The organism is Leifsonia sp. NPDC058292, assembly GCF_042880955.1.
Taxonomy (GTDB): domain Bacteria; phylum Actinomycetota; class Actinomycetes; order Actinomycetales; family Microbacteriaceae; genus Leifsonia.
Genome location: NZ_JBHVYL010000001.1, coordinates 275,378 through 299,648 on the forward strand (window position 1 = coordinate 275,378; position 24,271 = coordinate 299,648).

Genomic DNA, 24,271 nt, shown 5'->3' on the forward strand with positions numbered 1-24,271 from the left:
GGCATGGCCAAGAAACCCGATCTCAGCCCGGCCGCGCGCGACCTCCTGAAGGCGGTGAAGAAGCGCTACCTGAAGTCGCGCGACTTCAACGGGCTGCACATCCGCCCCGACCTCACATCCTCGGACGAGATCCAGGCCGGCGTCGAACTGGTCGAAGCCGGCCTCGCCCAGGTCGTGGGTCCAGCCGACTACATGAACATCCACATCCGGCCATGGCCGTCGCGCCGCACCCCGGCGATGCAGATCGAGGAACTGCGGGATCTGTCGGCGGACGACTACGGCGTGGCGCTATACCCGATGGCGAAGGCGATGAAGCACGTCAAGCTGCCAGCGAAGTACGACGACGCCCCATTCTCCAGGGCAATGGCGCGCGGCCGATCGACACTGGAAGTCGCCTTCTTCAGCCCCGACGTCCTCGAGGGCTACCGCAACGACGCCAGGTTCCGGTTCGGTATGAGCGACTTCGGGATCAACTTCTGGCTGACCGACGAGGCGCACGACCAGGACGACCACCCAGGCAAGGACGCCGTCTCGCTGATCCACCTCGGATTCGCCTACGACATGAGCAGGTACATCCCGATGGACCCCGAATTGGTGATCCTGCGCCGCGTCGTGGCGTTCTACGGCGACTTGGACGATTTAACTCCTGAGCACCAGCAGCGGTGGTCGAGCTACCAGGTCAACGCCGACGGCGTCGACCCGCACCCGGTCTGGTTCTCTTCGCAGATGGGCAACTGGCCCGACGGCATCGGCCCCTTTGAGCGGTTCGCGCAGGAACTGGAGAATATCGGGGACCTGTTCGAGAGTATCTGGGGCAAGCGGCTGTTCAAGACCCATGAGCCTCCGGAAGATTTCGGTTGGATCCTCCGCGCCGACCAGAGGGAGTGGGACCACTTTATCCATTCGCTCGACAAGCTCCTGTCGGACAACATCGACAACTCAGCCCTCGACAGGGCGGGAATCATGAAGAAGAACTCCGTCGGCCAGCAACTAGGCACGCTGGCCCGTCTCGAGCTGTTCATGACCACGAATCACGTTCAACCAGAACGAGCGAAGTGGGCGCTGGCCCCACTGCGGGAGGTGCGGGCGGCTCGCCAGAAGCCCGCGCACTCCTTGCGAACGAACGTAACTGACGGGACGCTCGTCCACAAGCAGATGCGCCTCATGCACGATGTCGACGAGGTGCTCATCAACATCCGCCAGTGGCTGTCGAGTCATCCTCGAAATCGTGAGTGGGCCGACCCGATGTCGGGCCTCAAGGATTACCCAATCTAGTGACGACCCATTCGGCAAGATGGAATAGCGCACATTGCCGACATCCGGGATGGACCGCGCGATCGAACACGCAATTACTCGTCCACGCCCGTCTGGCTGAGCGAGGAAGAAGTCGACCTGGAACACGACCCTGCCGTCGTCCCCACCGCGCCGTCACCTGCGATCGCGTACATGCGCTTCCACGAAGCCGTCGTCCGCCTGAGGTCGAGCTGGTAGCGTGGACTGAGCTCGCCGTCCGTATCCGCTTCACCGCCCGCGACGGCCCGGTGCACGAGGGTTGGGTGTGGAAGGACGCCGTCCGTTCGAAACCGACACGGAAGGTCGAGCATCGAACGCTGACCCGCTCGAGCTGTGCACCCGCCCTCCTCCCCTGCGTGATAAGTGCGCCGTGAAGCCTGCGGCGATTGTTCGGTCGCCCGCCCTGCGCGCAAGCCCCTTCGGGGCCGACTGACGTCGCCCTGCCGGGTGGCACTCCGGACGGGACTCCCTGATCGGCACTGCGTGCCTTCACGGCACACCAACCAGCAGGGAGGAAGCGATCATGAGCACCCTCATCACCGACAGCAACGAACTTACCCACTTCACCGCGATGTTCAGCAAACACGACCTCGCCGCTGACATTGCACCCCGACTCAGCTGCATCGAAATCGATGCCCTCGCCGGACTCCTCCGAGCCCTCGGAGAACCCGCAACCGCAGACACCTGGCTCCAGGAACACGCCACCGACGACCAACTCGGCGACGCCCACTACCAAGGCGACACCCTCGAGTACCTGGTCCCCATCGACCCGATGGACGACCTGGGCTGCGACAGCTGCCAGTAGCCACCCTGAGCCCACGCCACCGACGGCGTGGGCTCGTCTTCATGTGAAGGGAAGACTATATGAGCCGCGAGCGGCGCCGTGTTGTAGGGTCGTCCGTCTGCCTGGCCGTCGATCGTAGTTCGCTGCGCCGGCTGCGTTCCGGGCTTTCGCGGCATATCCTCACTCGCTTCGCTCCCTGCGGTATTCCCCGTCCCGGCACTTCGCTGGCTTCCGCTCTCCCTCGATCCCCTTGCCAGACAGGCGAACAAGAACAGTTGAAGGGAAACAGAGCAATGAGCAACACCACCACCGGTGCGGGCACGATCGAGCACCTGGACCCGCACACCTTGATCATCGAAACCAACGTGCGCCCCTCCGCACCCATCGCTCCCGCCTTCGTGCAGAGCATCCGCCAGAACGGCGTTCTCACCCCTGTCCTCGGTCACCGAAGCGATGACGGCAGTGTGACGGTCCGGGCAGGACAGCGCAGGGTGTTCGCTTCGCGTGAAGCCGGCCTCGCCACCATCCCCGTCTACCTGGTGGAGGCGGACGACGTGACGGCGGAGCGGATCGTGCAGCAGATGGTCGAAAACGACCAGCGCGAAGCCCTCACCGACGGCGACCGTGCCGCCGCGTTCCAGCAACTCGCGTTCGAAGGACTCAGCGTCACCGCAATCGCACGACGACTCGGGACGAAGCAGAAGGAGGTCAAGACCGCGTTAGCCGTGGTCGAGAACCAGGCTGCGGCGAGCGCAATCCAGGAGCACCCGCTGACCCTGGATCAAGCAGCGGCGTTGATCGAGTTCGACGGCGACGACGAGATCCGCGCCGACCTCATCCGGGTCGCGACCACCGACCCAGCGCAGTTCGCGCACGCGGCCCAGCGGGCACGCGACGAGAAAGCCCGCGCCAAGGGCAAGGCGGACACGGAAGCTGACCTGGCCGAGCGCGGCTACCTGGTCCTCGTCAGCGATCCTGGCTACTACGACACCGATTTCACCCGTGTCAGCGAACTGCTTACTGCCGACGACCAGAGGGTGACCGTCGAGCACATCGAGAGCCTGGAGGGACGCGCCGCCTACGTTCGCGTCTACGCGGACGGTGACGCCGACGTCACCTACTTCGTCCGCGAACCCAAAGCTGCCGGGTTCCACAGCTACAGCGGCGGCCAGTCTAAATCCGGCCCGATGACCGACGAGGAGAAAGCCGAGCGGCGCGTTCTAATCGCCAACAACAAGGCCTGGGCATCGGCCGAGATCGTCCGCCGCGAATGGCTCACCCACGCTCCTCTCACGCAAGACCCTTCCTAAGGACTCCGCGGTCGTGATCGCCAAGGGACTTACTGTCCACCGGCAGGCCATCAGCACTGCCACCCGAGAGGGGAACGAGCTTGCACACCAGTTGCTCGGCCTCGAGCCGTCCGGCTACTTCGAGAACGACAAGCTCACTTCGCTGATCGAGCAGACTCCGGTCAAAGCTCAGCACGTCGCCCTCGCGGTCGTGCTTGGGGCGTGTGAGTCCGTCACGAGCAAACAGACCTGGCGTTACCCCTCCCCCACCGACAACGACTACTTCACCCTGCTCGCCGCCTGGGGGTACAGCCTCAGCGACGTCGAGCAGATCGTGACCGTCGACAAGGGCCACGACGCGGAAGGTGATGCTGCTTCACCCAGCGCGGAACCTGGCGCAAACGACTGATCACGACCGAGCGGAAGCGGGCCCCGCGCACACGGGGCCCGCTTGTCGTTTGCGCGGTCAGGACAGTTGGCGAACCGGACAACCAACCATCGGCGTCCCGATGACCGGACCTCCCCGCTGGGCTACCCGGTTGAAGGCCAGGAACGGCACACACGCCGTCTCGGCCGTCAGCGCTGCAAGCCGTCCGATCGGTGTGCGCGGATCAGCGGCGATCGCCCACCCATCTACCGCGTACCGGCTCACCGTTTCCACGCACTCCTTCTTCTCCTCAGCGGTCGGGCTGGCCGAGCCGACCACCCCAATCAGTCCGCCCTGTAGTTCCGGACCCATGCTTCTCGTATCGATGACGAATACCCGCATCCTGATCACTCCCCTGGATTGATCGACCCTTCTCTGGGTCGGTGTCAAATTGGTCTGCCGGGGCGGACTGACCAGGTGGGGGCGGTTGTGCTGTCCTGCCCTGATCGTTTTTCTTGCCGTTCCGGCACAGAGATCGAGAGCGGGCGGAGGCAGCGCAGTGCCCGGAGTGAGCGGTTGCTAAGCGCAGCGAGCGTGCGAGTGAAGTCTGCAAATAGCGACCGGAGGGAACAAAGCTGATGGAGGTCGCCATGATCGGCTGCCGGATCGGAAAGAAAACAAAGAAGACCAGCACGCCGGACGGCGTCCCGTGCAGCAGTAGCAGCGCCGCCTCCGTGCGGCTCCGCTTCCCAGGCAGCTCAAGTGTCGGAGGAATTGGCCGGGATATCGCGTTTGAAGCGGCGGAGCACCGGGACCGAGCTACGATCCGCCCTCGGAAAGAGACATAACCCGGTGAACGCAGCGCCGCCGGACGCATCTCCACCGACGGGCACACCAGCAGGCGAACCGCTCCGACGCAATCACGCGGCAGCAGCACCGAGGCTTGCGTACTCGACTAGACACCGATGTGAAGCGCCAGACGGAGCTCCCATAGGATGGCCGACCTCGGAGACCGACTCCGATTGACGTGTCGTGACGCGAAGCTGTGCGCTCTCTGTCGTCCGAAGAACGAACAAGGGAACTCTTACTGCCCTCGCAGACGGTGTCGCCAAATGCGACAGGCCGAACACTGCCGGGGTTGCTAACGCGCGAGCGGTGCCACATTCCAAGGACGTACGACCACAAGCAGGATGAGGATTGCGGAAAGGATCGACCCCGCGACAACCACCCCAAGCGAGCCCACGGTGATCCCTCCGATGAGGCTCGGAAGGGGCGAAATCACGCCGCCCACGATCGAGTTGGCGAACCCTGTAAGTGCGACGGCCGTGCCGGCCTGCTCCTGATGATTCTGCAAAGCGACTACCTGGAGGCACGGAAAGCAGAAGCCGCACGCCGAGACAAGGACGAGACACGCGACCGCAAACGGCACGAATCCGGCACCGAGGGCGTATGCCACGATCATGGCCGATCCCGACAGGAGAAGGACTCCGAGCGCGCATAGCGCAAGCCACCCGGGCTCGAACCAGCGCATCAGTCGCGCCGCCAGCTGTGTCGCGAACCACAGGACGATGGCTATCACACCGAACAGAAGGCCGAACTCCTGCGCGCTCAGCCCCTCGGTAACCTGGAACAGGAACGGCGAGGTAGACAGGTAAGTGACCAGGGTCGAGAACACGAGGGCGCCTACTAGGGCGGTCCCGACGAATACTCTGTCCGAGAGAACGGCCCGGAACCTCAGGGCGCCGACCGCCAAGCTAGCTCGTCCCCGACGCGACCGAGTCAGCGTCTCTGGTATGACGACCAACGTTGCAATCACGACGGCTGATCCGAATGCAGCCAGAATCCAGAAGACCCCGCGCCAGTCGATAATCTGAAGAAGTTGCGAACCGATCACCGGCGCCAACACTGGAGCGAACCCGCTGACCAAAGCGATGCGAGCAAGCATCCGCACTAATGGATAGCCCGCAAAGGCATCGCGGATCATCGCAACGGTGACCACCGCGCTGGCTGCCGCTCCGATGCCCTGACCGAATCGCATGAGCGTGACGATGCTTATGGTGGGCGCCAATGCGACACCGACGCTCGAGGCGATGTGCAGCAACGTCGCAACGACGAGTGGCGACTTCCTCCCGAACATGTCGCTCAGAGGGCCGACGACCAACTGCCCGACGCCCATCCCGACCGCCGTCGCAGTCAGTGTCAGCTGAACGGCGCCCTCGGTCGTGTCCAGTTGGCGCATCACGGTCGGAAACGCGGGCAGGTACAGATCCATCGTGAATGGGCCGAGTGCCGCAATCGCACCCAAAACGAGAACCACAAACGCAGTCCTACGAGGAGAGCCGAGCGCGAAGCCAGCCGGTACGGACCGGGACCGGCGCTCGTCGATGGCGGTCAACGTCCACTGCCCGCGGACAAAAGGGCGGAGTAAGGCAACACGAAATGCTGTTTGCAGCGCATGGGGTCCTCGAACTGTCTAGAAGCGTTACCCCGGCCACGAACCGCAAGGTCCCAAGCAGCATCTCAGTTCGCCCGAGCATTCCGCAGCCTTTTGCGCAATAAACCGCCCGCGGGGATGCTCGGAACGACAAATCGGGCCGGCGCAGCCCTGAAGCTGCGCCGGCCCTCTTTTTGTGTGGCTAGTGGCTAGAAGCCCGAACCGGCTTTATCGCGTTGAGGAGCTCCCATGATGCGAGGTTGCTTTCGAATGCCGGGTAGATCCAGCGGCCTGCGTCGCTCTTGTTCCACTGAATAGGTGCGTTGAACTGGTAGCCGTTCTCATCCACTTGCCAGATCTGAGTGGCCACAGCGGTCCCGAGACTGATCCCGTTCTGCCTCAGTGCCGGATCTCGGAATCGCTTCGCAGCATCAACATACGTCGCACCCATGAAGTAGTTGACGCTGGGCCAAACACCGTTCTCGAACGTCGTACCTGCGAAGCCGACGTAGGGGAAGCTGGTCGAGCCTGGTGGCAGCGCCATGTTCGGCGACCCGATCGGTCGGCCCGCACTGTCCGTCAGGGATGTGAAGAGTGACGTCTGGGTGGCCAGCTGCTGCCGATAGTGAGCCACGTTGACGAGGTCCGGCAGGCCGGCCCGCTCAGCCAGATGCTGGGCGAAGAACGTCGCGAGCAGCACGCTGTCGTTGTCCGCGGTTGGTCCTGGTGTGTACCGGTAATACTGGTGGTCAGGATTCCAGAAGGTCGCCTCATACTCAGCCTTTGCGGCGACCAGTTGGGTCTTCCAGGTCGTCAAGGTCGTTCGCGACCCTCCCAACTGCTTACCTGCCGCCGAAATCGACTCGAGAGCGAGCAGGTACAACTGCGACGTGTACGCGTCGACTTTGTTGACCGGGATGGTGTCGAAGACGTTCGCGAAAGGAAGAGGACTCTTCAAACCCGGGCTCGGTGCATTCATGTTCGGCGCTTGAGGAAGATTCGACCCTGACGGAATCGTTGCTTGGATGTACGCGAGGAGCTTCTGCATGGCGGGATACGCGCGCTTCAAGAACGCGCGGTCGCCTGTGCTGTGTGCGTAGTCGTAGAGGCGGAAGAGGTTTTCGCTCGGCCTGTCGATGAACCAGACGTTGCCAGGCGACGGATCCGGACCCTGCGTCCAGGTGATGAAGGGGTCACCCGTTGCCGAGTATGCCGTTGGATCGGTGGACGATGTCAACCCTGGATCCCAGGGATCTCCGTGTGGGTCCGCCACGACCGCCTCGATCTTGGCTTGGAGCCTGTCACGTTCGATGGATGGGAAGACCTGGCTGTACGCCAGAGCACTGTAGGTGCCAACCTCCGTTCCCATACCGCCGTTCGCTCCGCCTCCAGCATTTGAATCGACGCCGAGGTACAGGTGGGTGCCGGGCACCGTTGTGCCTAAGCGTCTGCCCCCAGTCGGAGCGACCGAGTTGGATACCAGGCCCCCTTCCCAGAGCGCGGTCTTGAACGGCACTTGAGCCAGCTGGTTGAGTGCCCCGGTCCGGATGGCGAGCGGGTATGCGGGTTCGTTCGCGATCGGGTTCCACCAGTTTTCGACAGCGCGTAACGACTGGACACGGTCTGCTAGCGCGTCGCGGGCGATCGCGAAGCTCTGATTGAACGGGTAGCTGCCCTTGATGTAGTTGTTCGTGGCGTCTTCTTTTGCGCCGTAGAAGTTGGTGTACCGGCGCATCCACACGGAGTTGTTGTCCGCGAAGGCGACCTGCGGGAAGTCCCAGCTCAGCGCGAACGGGACCGTTGTGACCTCGCCTGGCCTCAACTTCACAGAGACGGAGATCGCTCCAGCAGAATGTGATCCGTCGATCGGCATGTCAGCCAAAGCGCCATGTGAGGTGAAGGCGGAATACACGTCGCTTCCGTCACCGGCCGCGTTCCACGAAGTTGTGTAACTGACCTTCTGTCCGGCCGACGGTTTAGCCGCGATCGTCCATTCGGACTTGGCCGCGTCCGGCGTATTGGAGGGGTCGTTGGACGTCAGCGTCACGGCTTGCACGCCGGATCGGCGATCGTCGGTGAAGTGGCTGTCCAGGCCAGTGCGGACGGTGGCGGGCTGTCGCCCTTCGTGGGCTGGAGCATTGGGCATCGTGAACATGACGGAGATGTTGTCCGACTTTGCCGTGTGGTTGGCTACCCGAACGTCGAAGTAGGCCAGAGGCATCGAGGTGCGTCGGTCTTCACCCGCGACGATCGGAGAATAGAACCGCATCGAGACGTCGGACTTGAATGGTGTGTAACTGGTCCAGCCGAAGGGATAGAGCGCAGCGTAGGAGCCTTCGCCCGGCTGCAACACGTTCCACCCGGAAAGGGGTGACTCCCAGGACCGTGCGGCGGACGATGAGGTTGGGCCGTTCGTGGCGAGCGTTTTCACTGTGGCCGGGTCTGTGCCGGATTGCTCGCGGACGTGGAAGGCTGCTTGGGGCAGGGCTCGCATTTCCCAGCTGTCGTTCTGGGAGCCGCCGAAGAACCAGGGCCCGAAGGTCCCGGACTGGTTGATCATGAATGAGCCGGCGCCGACGCCGCCCAGCGGTACGCCCAATCCGGGAACACTTTCGGGCAGGCCCGGGAACCCGGGCGTGGACGGCCCCGGCGGTATCTCACCGAGCTGGCGAACCGTTGCCGCGGCGGGCACCGGGAAGTAGTCGCGGCCCGGTTGATGGTCTTGGTTGAGGTCGGCGGCGGTGGCGGTTGCCGGCACGAATCCGACGACCAGCGCGCCTGCGAGAGCTATCGCAAGCACGGTTCGCAGCGGGGGCCGCGGGGGTGGTGACTTTCTGCGGGAGCGTCGTAGGTGGATCATCATTGGCCCTCCATATCCTTCTCTTGTTGATGGACCGCGCGACTTCGCACGTTCCGATGCGTGAACTGGCAGTTATCGGTCTGCTGCAGCTCGCGTAGACACATGGCGGCGTACCGGCTGTTGGAGAGTCCGATGACGGAGACTCGAGCGATGAGTGGCTGTGCCGCATTTGCGCCCGGGGCGACGGCGAACGTCACATCGGGAATCTCGCCCATGAGCAACCGTCGGGCGCCATGGTTCTCAGGGGGTCCCCGGCTGCGGCCCAACCGTCGAAGGTGCGCACCATTGCGTTTCCCGTCATCGCGAGTGGCGATGCGCAGATCGTCATCGCCTTGACATACCGTCTCAGGTCGTCGTGTCGACGGCGACGTCGTTGCGCAATAATGAACTGATCGACAAGGCTTGCGCAAAAATGGTGGCAGGAGGCTGAACGTGTCGGAAACCAACGACGGTCCGGTGACCCTTCAGGACGTAGCCCGCGAGGCCGGAGTGTCTGTTTCGACCGCTTCCCGAGCGCTCTCCGGGCGCGGCGATCTGAAGGCTGGTACCCGCAACTCAGTGCTTCGTGTCGCAAATGAGCTCAACTACGATGCGGCGATGAGCAGTCGGGGGCGACCAGCTGCACTCGACCTCCGCCTCATCGAACTCGTGCTCGGCACGTTCGATGACGCGTGGACTCAAGCCATCGTCAACGGAGCGAGAAAGGGTGCGTTCGGGCACGGCTTCGACCTCGTTCTAACGCTGGAACGTGATGACCCGGCCGATGACTGGCCGACGCGCGTTGCGCGCCGGCGACCTTCGGGAGTAATTCTGGGAATCATCAAACCGACTCGTCGGCAGATCGAGGATCTGGCTGCTGCGCGAATCCCTGTGGTCCTCCTCGACCCGCGATCCGACCCGCATGGAGAAGTTGCCAGTGTGGGGACGACTGACTGGCAGGGAGGATACGACGCCGGAGCCCACCTCGCCGCCACGGAGCTGGAGCGTTTCGCGGTCGTATCTGGGGTTCCTCACTATCGTTTCGGGAAGGCACGGGAGGACGGTTTCCGATCGGCGATCGCCGACAGGCTCGGAGATGCACCCGTTTCACGAATAGACGCGAACTGGACAGGAGCTGAGGTAACCCACGAACTGCGCGCCCTCGTTTCCAAGCTTCCCCCTCCTATCGGGATATTCGCATGCAACGACGAGATGGCTCTTGCCGTTTACCGTGCTGCGGCGGCGCTTAACCTGCGGGTCCCCGAGGACGTGAGCGTGGTCGGGTTCAACGACGAGCCACGCGCGGCCGATGCCGAACCGGCCCTCACCTCAGTCCGACAACCGTTGGAGGCGATGGCAGCGCGCGCCGTCCAACTCGTCGCGGATCTCCGCACCCGCAAGACCGATCGCTTCGAGCGACTTGAGTTGCCAACCCGGCTCATTGTGCGCAAGTCGACTATCGCGACTCGTAGGTGACGAGCAGTGCACGAGAATCCTCGTCGGCCGCTCCGATCATCAGCATTCGTCCGGTGAAGCCCGACGCAACCTCCGTGGAGATGTAACGGCCGTCCAGCCGGGCCAACTCGGTGAAGCCATTCCCATCGTCGAATGACAAGACGAGGTCGTCGGGACCGCCGTGGCCAAGCGGGACAGGAGCAGACGACGGTGGGACGCTTTCGATCCGCACAGTGATGCTGTCCCCGTAGTAGCGCACCGAATTCACGGTCGCCTCGACGTCGCCAATGCGTGCCTGTGCCGAGATTGAACCGTGGTGAGCTCGAAGCCCATACCAGTGGCGATCATCGATCCGGACCCTGAAGGTACCTGAGGGAGCGAGCACGACGTCCGCCGACCAGTTGAGGTCGCGTACCCGCACGCAGAGCCCTACCCCATCGTCGGCATTATGAAGGCCGAGTCCACCGCCGGCGAGGACCGTGGCGATGGCCTCAGCCTCGCCTCCGGGCACTACCCACCTGGCGTGGAGTGTCGGTGCATCGAATTGATCGAAGAACGCAGTCTCGACCCTTCCGGTCTCGTATCGCCCTTCGTCGAACACAGGCCAGCCTTCAAGCCAGTCGACGCCAGCGAGAAAGGTTTCCCGTCCGAGCACGTGGTACTGGGGGGTCGAACCCTGGGGTCGAGCGCCAAGGTAGACGGCGGCCCAGTCGCCCTCCGGTCCAACGACCAGGTCGGCGTGCCCGACGTTCTGTACGGGATGGCCCGAGCTGCGGTGCGTGAACACCGGGTTCCAGGGGCACGACTCGAATGGGCCCTGAGGGGACTCGCCCCGGGCAACCGTCACGCTGTGCCCGCGCTCGGTGCCTCCCTCCGCGAGCAGAAGGTACCAATAGTCGCCGATGTGATAAAGATGAGGCCCCTCTGGCGCGACCATGCCCGTGCCCTGCCACACTGGATAATCCGCGCTCAGCAGTCTTCCTGTCTCGGTGTCAAGTGGCGCCTGACGGATGCCGCGACCGCCATCCGTGAAGTTCAGGGCGTTCCATGTTAGATAGCATGTGCCGTCGTCATCCCAGCAGAGGTCGGGATCGATGCCGACTGCCTCCGGGATGTAGATCGGGTCGCTCCACTCACCTGCTGGGTCCGTTGCAGTGAGGAGGATCTGACCCGCTGCGAAAATACTGAGATTCGTAGTGATGAACCAGAAACGCCCGTCGCGGTAACGCAGGGTGGACCCGTACACCCCGGTCGACGCCCCCTCGCGCCCATGTCTGAACTGGGTGCGACGGTTCAAGATGTGCCCGATCTGAGTCCACTCCACCAGGTCGGTACTGTGAAACAGCGGCGCCCCGGGGAAATATTCAAAGCTCGAGTTCGCCAGGTAATAGTCGCTGCCGACGCGGCAAATGGTCGGATCGGGGTAGAAGCCGGGTATGACCGGGTTGGTCGCGGCGGATCGCTGCGCTTGCGGGGGCGCGCCATCGTTCGCGACTGCCGCGCGGGTACCCTCAGACACTGCCGATCGCCGCCTCCGAGAGGAAGGTACGTTCGGCACTCGATAGCACCACTCGGTCGCCGACTAATTCGAACGATCCGCTCTGTCGCCGATCCGCGGCATCGAAGCCTAAGAAGAAGTCGACTCGCCCCGGCTCCACACCGAATAGATGGTCAAGGCCGGTGAAACCGAGCAGGGACGCATCAACCGTGAATGATGCACGGCTCCGCGCGCCCGGTTGGAGCTCGATTCGAGCGAAGCCGATGAGCTGTTGCGCTGGTCGAGTCACGCCTGTCGCGTTCATCCGCGCGTACAACTGCACAGTTGCCACCCCGGCACGCTCCCCTTTGTTTGCAACGGTGGTCGCAAGGTGCCAGGTGCCATCTGTCAGGGCGGATGTCTCACTGTTGAGTTCTTCAAGTTCGAATCGGGTGTAGCTCAACCCGTGACCGAACGTAAACAGCGGAGTTGCGGGCATGTCGAGGTAGTGCCTGTTCACGTCCGGCGGAAGTGGGTTACGGTACCCCGTTCCAGCGTGCTGGTGGTGGTAGACGGGGATTTGACCGCTGTGGCGGGGGATGCTGTAGGGCAGCTTGCCGCTCGGGTTGACCGATCCGAAGATGACGTCGGCGACGGCGGCCGCCCCGAATGGGCCGCCATACGGGGCGACGATGATGGCCTCAGCATCTTGGATGACTGGGGGCAACGCGTAGGCGCGGCCTTGGAAGAGCACAGCGACGATCGGCTTGCCGATGGCCGCGACGGCTTCCGCGAGGCGAGTCTGCGCTGCTGGGAGCGAGATGTCGGCGGAGTCGCTTCCTTCGCCTTCGGTTCGTTCGCCATTGAACCACAGGCTCGCGCCACCCAGGGCGAGGACGACGACATCGGATTCCTGCGCAGCCGCGACAGCGTCAGCGATTGCTGCGTCGCCGAGGTCCTCGGTCAGAGTACTTCCTACCGATGCGACCGAGCGAGCGGCCCGCGCGTCAATTTCTTCTGCCAGAGCGGTCGCGCCGAGCTGCCCCCGAACAAACTCCTCGACCGGCGTGTCTGTGAAGAGCGCTTCGTTCCAGGCCGTCATACCGGGATCAATGCCGACCATGTTGCCGAGTCCGCCTGACGACATGAAGACGGTCATGTCGCGGAAAGCAGGATAGCTGTATGTCGGGAACTGTAATTTGACGGCGTCCGCATGCGGGCCGATCACGGCTACTGACACTTTGCCCTCGGACAGAGGGAGGAGGCCGTCATTCTTGGCCAGCACAACGGAGCGGCTCGCCAGTTCTGCGGAAAGTTCGCGGCCCTCTGCCGCTACTGCGACCACATCGATCGACTCTTCCGGGTAGGGGTTCTCGAAGAGACCGAGCCGGAACTTCGCGGTCAGGATTCGCCGCACGGAAGCATTCACGTCTGTCACGTCTGCACGACCGGCCTCGACCTCGGCGGCGAGGACGTCGCCGTAGCCGTAGGGGGTGGGGAACTCGGCATCGAGTCCGGCAGCGATGGCGAGGCGACCCGCCACCGCCGGTGTGCTCGCGGCGAACTGACGAGTGACGATGTGCTCAAGCGTCATGTAATCGGCCGAGACGAACCCGTCAAAGCCGAGGGTCTCACGCAGCAGCTCGGTGAGGACTTCCCGCGAAGCACCGGCGGGCACGCCGTCGACGCTGGAATAGGCGTTCATCACCGACCCTAGGCCGGCCATGTTGATAGCCGCCTCGAACGGATACCCGAACAGATCGCGGGTGCGCCTGCTTCCGCCCTCGTAGGCGGACAGATTCACGCCGCCTTCCGGGGCCGAATATGCGATGAAGTGCTTCGCGGTGGCGATGACCCCTTCGGTAAGGTCTTCGCTCTGGAGCCCTTGTGTGAAGGCAACACTCAATGCGGCAGCGAGATAGGGATCCTCGCCATACGTTTCGTGGACTCGCCCCCATCGAGGGTCAAGTGCGATGTCCATGTTCGGCGACAGTGCCTGCCGGATCCCGACGCGCTTCATCTGCTTTCGAATGACGTCGGCCATCTCGCGTATGAGGTCAGGGCTCCAGGTCGCGGCGAGGCCGATAGCCGTAGGGAAGACCATATGCCCGCCCGCCAGAAATCCATTCAGCGCTTCCGCATGGAGGAGGAGCGGGATGCCGAGCCGGGTCCCTTCCACCGCCGTCCGTTGAAGACGACCCACGATGTCTGCTGCCGCCGCAGGGTCGTCGATGCCGAAGTTGCAAATGAACCCGGGCGCTTTCGCGAGCCAGTCCGCTGTGCCGTCTGACGGGCCCCCGTTCGGGGCGACTAGGTACCACGGGGGCACCGATGTCAGTTGAAAGCATTTCTCCCGCAGGGTCATCTGCTGGAGGAGCAGCTCGGCGCGAGCCTCGGGTGCGAGGCGACGATCGAGGTGTGCGGAGTTATGAGTCATCGTCATTCGTTTCGTTTGGATTGGCGCGTGTGTGGGGACCGCGTGGTCAGCGAGCCGCGAGGTTCTGCGGCTGCCAAACCGTGTGTGGCGGGAGTCGCTGAAGGCATGGAAATCTCTTTGAGTGCTCAGCGGGAGCGTTTGGCGGTCGGTTCGCGGACCGGCGGCACTGTCAGGTCACGGCCACCGGACCTTGCTCCGCGAACAGGCGCAATCGCTCTAGACGCCGCTCTCGCTGGAGTTGGGGATCCGCCACCGGCGCAGAGATCTGCAGCCGGCGCGTGTACGGATGGTGTGGGTGGTGAGTGACTTGCGGAGCGTCACCGAGCTCGACGATACGACCTTGGTAGAGCACCGCGATCCTGCCACTGATCGCGTTGACGACTCCCAGGTCATGGCTGATGAAGAGGTACGCAACGCCAGTGCGCTCCTGAAGTTCACGCAGGAGAGTCAGCACCCGCGCCTGAGTCGTGACGTCGAGAGCGCTGGTCGGCTCGTCGCAAATGATCACCGATGGCTCGAGGGCGAGCGCTCGCGCGATCGCGATGCGCTGTCGCTGGCCTCCCGAGAATTCCTTGGGGTAGCGGCCGCCGGCGTCGGAAGGCAGCCCCACGGAGTCGAGAAGCTCGCGAACGCGTTTGCGGCCGTCGGAAATTCCCGCAGACTTCAAAGGCTCTACCAGGATGTCCTCGACCGTCATCGAGGGGTTCAGCGACGAGTATGGATCCTGGAACACCACTTGGATCGCGCGAGCGGTCTTGCGGCGTTCGGCTCTGGAAACGTTGCTGATGGTGGTTCCGCGAAACTCGACACTTCCCTCGCTCACGGGGGCTAGCCCGAGGATCGCGCGACCGATCGTTGTCTTGCCTGAACCGGACTCGCCGACGAGGCTCAGCGTCTCTCCGGCGTGGAGGTCGAACGAGACGTCATTGATCACCGTCTTGGCAGACTTTCGGTTTGAGCCGAAGGTGACGACCAAGTTCTTCACCTGGAGGATCGGTTCGCTCATGATGCTTCCTCAACAATCTCAACGCTCCGGGAGGAGTCGAGCAGTTCCTTCGTGTACTTCTCTCGAGGCGCGGCGAACAAAGTCTCGACGTCGGCTTCTTCGACGATCAGGCCGTCTCGCATTACGCTGACGACGTCGCAGATGTCGGCGACGACGCCGAGGTTGTGAGTTACAAGGATCATGGCCAATCCGCGCTCGACACTGAGCTCGCGGAGGAGTTCGAGCACCTCAGCCTGTACGGTGACGTCCAGTGCCGTCGTCGGCTCGTCCGCGACGATGATGTCCGGGTCGGATGCGATTGCGCCACAGATGAGAACGCGCTGCGCCATGCCGCCGGAGATCTCGTGCGGGTACATTTTGAACACTTGCTCTGGGTTCCGGATCCCAACGCGGGCAAGTAGCGCGAGCAACTGCTTTCGTGCCTCGTTCTTTGAGATTTGCTTCGCTGCGCGCAGACCGTAGGTAAGTTGGGCGCCAACTGTGAACGATGGGTCCAGGTTGGACATCGGCTCCTGCGGCACGTAGCCGATTCGCCGGCCACGCGCACTCTTGAGGCGCTTTGGATCTGCCAGAAGGTCATCGCCGGCGATCCAGATGCTCCCCCCGAGGATCACCGCCTCACGGGGCAGGATGCCAAGAGTGGAGAACGCGATCTGAGACTTTCCGGACCCGGATTCTCCGACCAGTCCGTGGATTTCGCCCGGACGCACATCGAGGTCGACGCCGTGGACTACTTCTTTGATCTCTCCGTTGTGCTCGGGGTAGCCGATCCGGAGGCCGCGCACGGCGATTGCGTACTCCTCGTTCGGCGCAGCCTGTGTTCGTGGTACGGAAAGCTCATCGTTCAGCCGTCTGCGGCGACGTGCGGTCAACGGCTTGACGCCGGTTGACTGAAGCTCGTCGCGGAGGACGCTCCCGAGGAGTACCAGGCAGAGAATTGTCAAGCTGATGAGAAGCGCGGGCCACCAGACCGCGACGCTGTTGTTGTAGATGTTGTTGAAGGCGTCCTGGAGGACGCTTCCCCACGAGGGCTGGCTGGGGTTACCGAGTCCGAGAAAGTCGACACCGGCTTGGATTCCAATACCTGCCGCAATGATGAACGCGCTCTGGATGATCACCGGCCCCCGCACTGCCCAGAGGATGTGCTTGCCGATGATCCGCGACGTTGACAGACCGACTACACGGGCGGCGTCCACGTAGAGCTCGTTCCGCACTCCGACGACGACCGCGCGCACGAGCCGAAAGTATGTCGGTGCGACCAAGATGCCGAAAACGGCCATGGCAGCTGGGATGTTCGGCCCAGTGAGCGTGTACAACGCGATCAGCAGAACGATTCCGGGCAGCGACATGATGATGTCCGAAACAAAATTCCCGACCGCTTCGAGCTTGCCTCTGAAGAACCCAGCGAGCAGGCCACCGGTCACGCCGAATAGGACGGACACGGCGAGAACGATCAACGCTCCGATCAGCGTGGGCTGAGTCCCCCAAACAAGACGGGAGAAGATGTCACGTCCGGACTGGTCGGCACCGAGCAGGTGGCCTGGCGAGAACGGCGGCGCGTTGACTGCGTTCAAATCGGCGACATTTGGCTTCACCGGCGCGATCAGGGGGGCGAAGATACCCAGGGCCACGACGAACAGAAGAAAGAGAACGGTGATCGCGCCCTGGGGGTTCCTAAATAGCCTCGCGACCAGCGAACGCCTGCGTCGCGGCTGAGGCCTGACCGCCCGCAGCGATTCGGTTGTGGGTCGGAGGCTCATCGGGTCCTCGCTTTCGGGTTGAGTGCGGCGTTGGCGAGGTCGCCGAGGAGATTCACGACCAGGACGAAAATGATGGTGACGAGCACGACTCCCATGACGATCGGCACGTCGCCTTGCTGTGCGGATGTGTTCGCGAGCTGTCCGATGCCGGGCAGAGCGTAGATCTGTTCGACGAAAACGGCGCCGCCGAGCAGCGCCAGCGTCTGAAGGCTGAGGACGGTAAGTCCCGGTCCGGAAGCGCTCCGAAGGACGTGTCGGAACAGTAATGGTCCCTCTGAAATGCCCCGAGCCCGCAGCGTTCGAACGAAGTCCTTGCCCTGAACATCGAGGACAGCCCCCCGGATCTGCGTCGCGGCGCTCGCAACGGATCCGATGAGAAGCGCGATCACAGGAAGCGCGATCGAGTGCAACCACCCGGCAGGATCGTCGGCGATGGGAATGTAACCGGTTGCCGGGAAAAGGGGAATGGCGATCGCGAAGGCGAAGACCAGAACCACGCCGATGATGAAGGCGGGGACGGCAGCTCCGAGTACCGTCAGGAATTGCACAACGCGGTCGATCCAACCCCCATAGATTGCGGCGGTGACACCAATGGCCACGCTCAGCAAGAGTGTGAGGATCAGGGTCGCCAAGACCAGGGAGAGGGTCACCGGGACCCGGGTCGCAAGAGCATCGTTCACGGACTGTCCCGTGAAAAACGAGTGACCCAGGTCACCGGTGACGACTCCGAGGAGCCATTTTCCGTACTGCACCAGAAGAGGCTGATCGAGCCCCAGTTTGACAACCTCACGATGGACGTCCCCCTCGGCAGCGTTCAGACCGAGCACACCGCGAGCGATGCCCTCGGCATTTCCGAACATCATGCAGAAGGTGACGAACGTGACCACAAGCAGTACTGCTACTGCGCGAGCCAACTTCTTCAGAATGGAGATAGTCAACATGGGACGTGGTCCCCCTTCCCGGGTGTTACTTGAAGTCCCGCAGAAGCGGGTTCAGTGCGGCGAAGTCAGAGGCGGGCTGCACGGTGATCTTCGAGTTGTAGGCGTAGAAGCCGTCAGGGTAAGCCATCGGCACGAACCACGCCTGCTTGGTGATGTATTCGTTGATGTCGTGTTCAGCCTGCTTCCGCTGGTCCCCAGACGTGCTCGTGATCTTCTTCCAAAGCGAGTCGATCGTTGGGTCGTCCTGGTGGGAGACGTTCCAGATCCCGTCGGTGAGGACGTAGTCATAGATGTCCTGAAGTGACTCGCCGTAGTTGCCGAGCGGCCAGAGCGGGACGGGGAACTTGCCACTGAGCAGTTCGGAGTACATGTTCGGTCCAGAGAGCGCCTGCTGTTCGACCTTGATGTTGATCAGGGCAAGCTGCTGTGTGACGTACGGCAGGAGCTTGTCCACACCGGAGCCAACGATCACCGGGATGGTTAGCGTGAATCCGCTTTCGTAGCCCGCATCCTTCATCAGCTGCTTAGCCTTCGCGACGTCGTACGGGTAGGCGTCCTTCATGCCCTCGATGTATGCGTCGCTGCCGGGCCGGAAGATCTGGTAGGCCGGCTTAGCGTTGCCAAGGTAGAGCTTGTCGGCGACTGCGTCCTTGTCAAAGACCATATTCATGGCACGACGAACATCGACGCTGCCAAGAGCCGGGATCGTCTTGCCCAGGTGGTCAGTGATGAGGAGGCGGGTGGTGTTGCCTTTCAGCGTCTGGAGCTTGAGGCCGGACGACTTTGCCTGGCTTACGGTCGAAGTGGTGATCAGCGATCCGTCGATCTGACCGGTCTTGAGCGCGCTGAGGACAGCCGTGTCACTGGGGAGAACCTTGACTGCGAGCTTCTTGTAGGGATAATCCTTCGCGTCCCAGTAAGAGTCGTTCTTTGTGAAGGAATACACGGACCCCTGCGTGGTGTGCGACGCGTCCAGAACGTAGGGACCGGATCCAACTGGAGCCTTGAAATTCTTTGCGGCGAGCACCTTCGGCGTGGTGAGGGGAACATTGCAAGTATTCAAGACAATCAACGGATTGGCGGTGGGCCAGGTGATGCTCACGTGGGTCGAGTCCGGTGCATCAACCTTGATGCCCTTGTATCTCGCTGCACCGCCACCGTTGGCGGCTGAGAATTCGAACGTCGCTTTGACAGCAGCCGAGTCAGCGGGAGTTCCGTCAGAGAACTTTTGCCCCGAGCGAAGAGTGGCCGAGATCGTGCGATTGTCGGCGCTGATCTTCCAGCTCTCAGCGAGACCGGGAAGCGGCTTGCCGAGTTTGTCGCACTGGATGAGGGTGTCCCACACCGCCATCATCGGATAGTTCTGATACGCGGGTTGGTTGGACGGATCCCAACCGGTGATGTCGGCGGTGATGCCGAGCGTGAGCGCCTGCTTGGATGCAGACGCGGAGGATGACGTATTGCCGGCCGTGCAGCCGCTCAGCGTGACCGCTGCGACCAGGACCGGGATCGACAGAGCGAAAAGCGCTCGCCGTCGGGTGCTTCGCATTGCAACTCCTTTGTTGTAAGGGGGAGACATGCCGGGGTCCGGTGGGTTCACCTGCCGTGGGGTAATCCGGCGTGCATCGTTATACAGGTTGAACTTACGAAGGCAATGATTTATCCGCAATCGAGAGGCCCATTTTTGCGCAAGTGCCCATCAATCGACCTCATTGAGATCAACATACGGCTTGGGTATGGTCGGACCATCATGGAGTCGAGTGAGCCGCCCGCGGCCGACCGTACGCCTCGCCGTCGGGCGACGATCAGGGATGTCGCGCTCGCTGCTGGGGTCTCGACCTCTGCCGTGTCCAAGGTTCTCCGGTCGGCGCCGGGCGTGAGCCCCCAGATGCGCGGTCGGGTCGAGCGGGCGATCGAAGAACTGAACTATCGACCGCATGCCGGCGCGCGGGGTATGCGGGGCACGTCGTTCACGATCGGCGTGATGCTCACCGAATTCTCTTCACCGTTCCAGCCGGAGGTGGTCGACGGCATCAGCGCCCAGCTGGAAGCCACTCCGTATCAGGAGATCGCCATTCGTGGTGGAGCCGAACCGTGGGGGCAGAGAAGAAGCATCGAGGCACTTTTCGACAGGCAGGTGGACGGTGTCATCGTCATTGCGCCGTGGACCTCCCAGGCGTGGCTGGAAGATCTCGGCCGCGACATCCCGACGGTCGTCGTCGCGCGACACGGAGCACCCCGCACGTTCGACACGGTCGTCGACGACGATGCGCTCGGCGCCCAGCTCATCGTTGATCATCTGACCCGACTCGGCCACTCCCGGATCGCGCACACCACGCAGCCGTCAGGCGGATTACGTGGGCAGTACGTTCTCTCCCATACCGAACGCCTGCGCGGGTACGAAGCGGCGATGCGGGAACGTGGACTCACTCCCGACGTCGTTGAGACGGCGTACACGGAGCGGGGTGGATATGACGCTGGAATAGCGCTCCTTGAGCGCGACAACCGGCCCACCGCGATCTTCGCCGGTGCAGACGTCGCTGCGCTGGGTGCGGTGCGAGCCGCGGAGGAGCGAGGGCTCCATGTGCCCGGGGACATCTCGATTGCGGGGTACGACGACATCACGGTCTCGGGCATGTCCCGGGTGGGACTCACGACCGTGAATCAGTCCGCACATGAGACAGGTATGGCCAGCGCCCGACTGCTGCTAGAGCGGATAGGTGGGAGACGTGACCCCGTTCGCCATGTCGTCACCCCGCGCTTGGCCGTTCGCTCCACCACCGCTGCACCGCCGACCTGAGCTCGGCCGGCTGCTGTCCGCGGGAAACGCACCCCACCTCCCTATCAGTTGCGCAATTCTCCCGCTGAATGACGTGTTTTTCGCGACGTCCACCACGATGAAGGAGGCGGCGGTGTACCGCGCTCCGCTTCATTCAAGGAGGAATTCGTGTCATCCCCTGACCGGTGGGCGACCACCGAGATCTCGTTCGAGAGCGACTTCGATCACGAACGCCCCTACGAGGATGTCGCCGTCGAGGTCACTTTCGATGGCCCCGACGGACGCAGGATCCGGCGAACGGCGTTCTGGGACGGCGGCAGGATCTGGCGGGTACGGTTCGCACCCACCGCTGTCGGCACCTGGATTTACACAACAGCCGCGTCGGACACATCGGACAGTGGCCTGCACTCGATCGGCGGACAAGTCGAGTGTGTCGCGAACGCTTCAGCTCATGGGATCTACCGCCACGGCTTCCTTCACGCTTCGCCGGATGGGCGGCATCTGCAGCACGTCGACGGAACGCCGTTCTTCTGGCTCGGGGACACACATTGGCGTCTGGCCTGGGAGCGTTGGGACGAGTCGAACAAGCCGGGATGGTCGTCGCAGTTCCGAGGCACGGTTGACCGCCGTGCCGAGCAGGGGTTTACCGTATACCAGGCCAACGCTTTCTCCTGGACCCCGCCCTCCTTCTGGGATCAGCTCGCCGATGCCGACGACTTCGACGTCTCGTTCTTCCAGGAAGTCCTCGATCCACGCTTCGCGTACATCGCACGGAGAGGTCTAGTCCTCGCGCTCGGGTTGTCCTGGTACGACGCGATAGACCGCGCACCCACAGCGATGGCGAAGCTTGCCCGGTACTTCGTCGCCCGATACGGCTCCTACCCGATGGTGTGGACCCTCGGCGGTGAAGTCGCAGGCTATGAGCCGCAACTCCGTGAACGGCGCCTCGCAGGTTGGCGTGATGTCGCGCTCGCGATCCAGGAATCGGACGATTACTGCCACCCGATAACGGCGCATCTCACCAATGAGCGGCCGATGCCCGCGGACTACCAGGACGAGGATTGGCTCACCTTTACGCTGAGCCAGCTCGGTCACGGCGACCTCGATATGGGTTCGGCCCATTGGAGGGACCAGAAAGACGCGCACCCGGGCAAGCCGCTCGTCGAGGGTGAGTCCTTCTATGAAGGCCTCATAAGTATGGAGCCGAACGGCAGACGCCCCGTCACCGACACGATGGTCAGACAGGTCGCCTACAGGGCTTTCCAGTCCGGGTGTTGCGGCTACACCTACGGTGCGCAGGGATGTTGGAATGGCGCGTGGGACTCGACCGAGCAGGGCAGCACGTGGGGCGATCTGCCCTGGCACGAAGGGGTCGAGCTTCCGGGCGGCGAGCAGATGGGCCACTTGCGGAAGTTCTACCAGTCATTCGAATGGACGTCACTGTCCCCCGCCCCCGAGTGCTTCCGCACTGAGAGCTGGGTCAACGAGACCTTCTATCCGCCTATGGTGTCGGCTGACGCTATTCGCCACACGATCGTCATCTTCTTCGGCGAGACCTATCGACCCGAGGAAGGAGCCGCATACATTACGGATGTTCCAGCGGGCGCCTACGGCTTCGAGTGGTTCGACCCACGCACAGGTGAGTTCACGCCACCCGAAAAGCGAGCAACAGAAGCTGACGGCCTTCTGAGCATCCCGCCCCCTCCGACTGCGGGCGACTGGCTCCTGCTCGTACGGAGAACGGACTGAGTTCATGCAGGCGTCTCGAGTTCGGCTAGTCGTCGCCTCAGCAACTCAGCGGTCAAATGTGTAGAGCTCGAACGCAACGACGCCGGTCAACCTCGTGTTGAATGCCACGATCGGGTGCTCATACGCTTCCTCGAGAGCGGGGAAACGGATGAAACTTCCCGAACCTGACTCGTCACCATTCAGTCTTCGAACCGTCTGCCAGTGACCCTCCTCAAAGACACGCTCGTCAGCGTGCAACAATGAGGCGCCAACGTCCGATCCTGCGGAGAAGGTCAGCGAAAAGCCACGGCCAATCGCCACGAACTTCGTCGGCTCGATCTCGATGAGCAAACCGTAGGCAGGTTCCTCCGGAGTCTCGGAGAAGAACGTTGCGCCGGCGATTGCCTGAATGGCGAACTCACCAAATGTGAAAGTCTCGCGAGGGCGCTCTGGGGAAAGAAAGAAACCGCGCACCCCCGAGTAGGGTGCCGCAAGTAGTTCGGACGCCATCTTGAGGAGCCCGAAGGCGTCACGCAGTCTGCGAAAGTTCTTTTCGTCATCGCGCAGTGAATCCACTCCGAAAGGCGAGACGCCGATTGCGCCGTGCTCTCCGATCGCGCGGAACATCTGCGCGACACCGACCGCGGAGCGTCGCATCTCGGGGATGAAGAGCGCATCCGACACGCTCTTGAAATCCGTGCACGTCTTATCAAAAGGGCCGAAGTAGATGTCTGGTGAGATGAGGTCGATCGAGGGGGCAATCGCTCGCCAGATCGTCGCCGTGTGCGACAAGGGTCCGCCGCTCGGATAGTCGCCTGGAGCGGCGCCGCCCGCGACGGCGATAGTCTCCGACGCGAGCGCCGGAAGCTCCGGGTCGATGATGGCATCAAGCCAGGCGTTCACGATCATCGGCACGTCGAACTGTCGTCGGCCCGCGGCTGCTACGACTTCGACGCTGGAGGCGTAGCCGTACGCCATCATGGCTTCGTCGGCCCTGTCTCCGAAGAGCCCTCGCCAGGTGTGAGAACCGGACTGTGCTTGTGCTGCTTCCGCGATTCGTTCAGGTACGGCCTCGCTCCACACACCTTCGGCGAGCTCGCTGCGGTCGCGTGAGTCGCCCAACAAGCCGGCTTCGTTCTCCACCTGCACCATCACAATGGTGGCCGCCTGGTCATGAGCGGCGAAATGGCCCATGAGGGCAGCGAACGCGCGCGCGTCGGCTTGACCCACCTCCGCGGCGAAGGGAGTGAGGTGCTCGATATGGCCGGTGGCTGCCGTCGCCGCCCGGGGAAATCGGACCGTGTCCTTCTTGACCCATCCCGGCACGTACGAGGACATTCCGTTCTTCCATGATCCGAACCAGAGTGGGATCAGTTTGAGCCCATTTGCGTTTGCCTCGTCTAGGAGGGAGGTCGCTAATGTGAAGTCGAATTCGCCTTCCACCGGCTCGATCGACTCCCAAGCGATGGGAGCCAAGACCGTGTTCGCACCGAGCGACGCTACCCGTTTGAACGACTCCGCGGTTGCTTTCGGAGTGCTCGAGCTGGAGTTGTGAATTTCCGCGCCCAGGATACGGAACGGCTTTCCTTCGACAATGAGTTCTCCGTCGATCAAGGCTGGTCTATTCGGAGTCGGCGCTCTTACCATGTCAGCAACGTAGCCGAGCCCCGAATTCCGACCAC

At 62.9% G+C, this 24,271-nt stretch carries 17 protein-coding genes; 7 read left to right on the forward strand and 10 right to left on the reverse strand.

Translation table 11 applies throughout. The features are described from left to right. Positions 1–3 precede the first annotated feature (3 nt). The 4 genes from ACFVWR_RS01400 (at position 4) to ACFVWR_RS01415 (ending at position 3,775) form a co-directional block, all read left to right on the forward strand. Positions 4–1,275, forward strand: coding sequence for a hypothetical protein (locus ACFVWR_RS01400; RefSeq protein ID WP_387207270.1), 1,272 nt, complete (start codon positions 4–6; stop codon positions 1,273–1,275). 541 nt (positions 1,276–1,816) lie between these two features. After that, entirely contained in the window at positions 1,817–2,098 is a 282-nt protein-coding gene (locus ACFVWR_RS01405) for a hypothetical protein (RefSeq protein ID WP_387207271.1), read from the forward strand. Positions 2,099–2,370: 272 nt separating this feature from the next. Next, on the forward strand, positions 2,371–3,387 hold the full coding sequence (locus tag ACFVWR_RS01410; RefSeq protein WP_387207272.1) for a ParB/RepB/Spo0J family partition protein: 1,017 nt from the start codon (positions 2,371–2,373) through the stop codon (positions 3,385–3,387). A gap of 13 nt (positions 3,388–3,400) precedes the next feature. Then, positions 3,401–3,775, forward strand: a complete 375-nt coding sequence (locus tag ACFVWR_RS01415; RefSeq protein WP_387207273.1) for a hypothetical protein — start codon at positions 3,401–3,403, stop codon at positions 3,773–3,775. A 57-nt stretch (positions 3,776–3,832) separates the two neighbouring features. On the opposite strand, the gene ACFVWR_RS01420 is transcribed toward ACFVWR_RS01415, so the two are convergent. The 3 genes from ACFVWR_RS01420 to ACFVWR_RS01430 form a co-directional block, all read right to left on the reverse strand. After that, entirely contained in the window at positions 3,833–4,135 is a 303-nt protein-coding gene (locus ACFVWR_RS01420; protein ID WP_387207274.1) for a hypothetical protein, read from the reverse strand. Between the two features lie 739 nt (positions 4,136–4,874). Then, entirely contained in the window at positions 4,875–6,050 is a 1,176-nt protein-coding gene (locus tag ACFVWR_RS01425) for a multidrug effflux MFS transporter (protein WP_387207275.1), read from the reverse strand. 319 nt (positions 6,051–6,369) lie between these two features. Continuing rightward, entirely contained in the window at positions 6,370–8,967 is a 2,598-nt protein-coding gene (locus tag ACFVWR_RS01430) for a GH116 family glycosyl-hydrolase (RefSeq protein WP_387207276.1), read from the reverse strand. 492 nt (positions 8,968–9,459) lie between these two features. On the opposite strand from ACFVWR_RS01430, the gene ACFVWR_RS01435 reads away from it, so the two are divergent. Further along, positions 9,460–10,482, forward strand: coding sequence for a LacI family DNA-binding transcriptional regulator (locus ACFVWR_RS01435; RefSeq protein WP_387207277.1), 1,023 nt, complete (start codon positions 9,460–9,462; stop codon positions 10,480–10,482). On the opposite strand, the gene ACFVWR_RS01440 is transcribed toward ACFVWR_RS01435, so the two are convergent. From ACFVWR_RS01440 to ACFVWR_RS01465, 6 genes are all read right to left on the reverse strand, one after another. Next, entirely contained in the window at positions 10,463–11,980 is a 1,518-nt protein-coding gene (locus tag ACFVWR_RS01440; RefSeq protein WP_387207278.1) for a glycoside hydrolase family 43 protein, read from the reverse strand. The genes ACFVWR_RS01435 and ACFVWR_RS01440 overlap by 20 nt on opposite strands. Further along, positions 11,973–14,375 (reverse strand): glycoside hydrolase family 3 N-terminal domain-containing protein, encoded by a 2,403-nt coding sequence (locus ACFVWR_RS01445; protein ID WP_387207279.1) that lies wholly within the window; start codon positions 14,373–14,375, stop codon positions 11,973–11,975. Before ACFVWR_RS01445 ends, ACFVWR_RS01440 begins: the two co-directional genes overlap by 8 nt. A 169-nt stretch (positions 14,376–14,544) precedes the next feature. Then, entirely contained in the window at positions 14,545–15,381 is an 837-nt protein-coding gene (locus ACFVWR_RS01450; RefSeq protein ID WP_387207280.1) for an ABC transporter ATP-binding protein, read from the reverse strand. Continuing rightward, on the reverse strand, positions 15,378–17,141 hold the full coding sequence (locus ACFVWR_RS01455; protein WP_387207281.1) for a dipeptide/oligopeptide/nickel ABC transporter permease/ATP-binding protein: 1,764 nt from the start codon (positions 17,139–17,141) through the stop codon (positions 15,378–15,380). Before ACFVWR_RS01455 ends, ACFVWR_RS01450 begins: the two co-directional genes overlap by 4 nt. Beyond that, entirely contained in the window at positions 17,138–18,082 is a 945-nt protein-coding gene (locus tag ACFVWR_RS01460; protein ID WP_387207282.1) for an ABC transporter permease, read from the reverse strand. The genes ACFVWR_RS01455 and ACFVWR_RS01460 overlap by 4 nt, the downstream gene beginning before the upstream one ends. 25 nt (positions 18,083–18,107) lie before the next feature. Beyond that, a complete protein-coding gene (locus tag ACFVWR_RS01465) occupies positions 18,108–19,631 on the reverse strand; it encodes an ABC transporter substrate-binding protein (RefSeq protein ID WP_387207283.1) in 1,524 nt (507 codons plus the stop codon). A gap of 201 nt (positions 19,632–19,832) precedes the next feature. Here ACFVWR_RS01465 and ACFVWR_RS01470 point away from each other — a divergent pair, with 201 nt between their 5' ends. Then, positions 19,833–20,882 (forward strand): LacI family DNA-binding transcriptional regulator, encoded by a 1,050-nt coding sequence (locus ACFVWR_RS01470; RefSeq protein ID WP_387207284.1) that lies wholly within the window; start codon positions 19,833–19,835, stop codon positions 20,880–20,882. Between the two features lie 147 nt (positions 20,883–21,029). Next, complete coding sequence (locus tag ACFVWR_RS01475; protein WP_387207285.1) at positions 21,030–22,610, forward strand: DUF4038 domain-containing protein; 1,581 nt, start codon at positions 21,030–21,032, stop codon at positions 22,608–22,610. Positions 22,611–22,655: 45 nt separating this feature from the next. On the opposite strand, the gene ACFVWR_RS01480 is transcribed toward ACFVWR_RS01475, so the two are convergent. Next, complete coding sequence (locus tag ACFVWR_RS01480; protein ID WP_387207286.1) at positions 22,656–24,203, reverse strand: DUF5597 domain-containing protein; 1,548 nt, start codon at positions 24,201–24,203, stop codon at positions 22,656–22,658. Positions 24,204–24,271 lie beyond the last annotated feature (68 nt).

Excerpts from the sequence above, each read along its gene's own strand:
- ACFVWR_RS01400 (WP_387207270.1), top strand. The coding sequence starts at position 4 with ATGGCCAAGAAACCCGATCTCAGCCCGGCCGCGCGCGACCTCCTGAAG.
- ACFVWR_RS01405 (WP_387207271.1), top strand. The coding sequence starts at position 1,817 with ATGAGCACCCTCATCACCGACAGCAACGAACTTACCCACTTCACCGCG.
- ACFVWR_RS01410 (WP_387207272.1), top strand. The coding sequence starts at position 2,371 with ATGAGCAACACCACCACCGGTGCGGGCACGATCGAGCACCTGGACCCG.
- ACFVWR_RS01420 (WP_387207274.1), bottom strand. The coding sequence starts at position 4,135 with ATGCGGGTATTCGTCATCGATACGAGAAGCATGGGTCCGGAACTACAG.
- ACFVWR_RS01445 (WP_387207279.1), bottom strand. The coding sequence starts at position 14,375 with ATGACTCATAACTCCGCACACCTCGATCGTCGCCTCGCACCCGAGGCT.
- ACFVWR_RS01450 (WP_387207280.1), bottom strand. The coding sequence starts at position 15,381 with ATGAGCGAACCGATCCTCCAGGTGAAGAACTTGGTCGTCACCTTCGGC.
- ACFVWR_RS01455 (WP_387207281.1), bottom strand. The coding sequence starts at position 17,141 with ATGAGCCTCCGACCCACAACCGAATCGCTGCGGGCGGTCAGGCCTCAG.
- ACFVWR_RS01460 (WP_387207282.1), bottom strand. The coding sequence starts at position 18,082 with ATGTTGACTATCTCCATTCTGAAGAAGTTGGCTCGCGCAGTAGCAGTA.
- ACFVWR_RS01465 (WP_387207283.1), bottom strand. The coding sequence starts at position 19,631 with ATGCGAAGCACCCGACGGCGAGCGCTTTTCGCTCTGTCGATCCCGGTC.
- ACFVWR_RS01470 (WP_387207284.1), top strand. The coding sequence starts at position 19,833 with ATGGAGTCGAGTGAGCCGCCCGCGGCCGACCGTACGCCTCGCCGTCGG.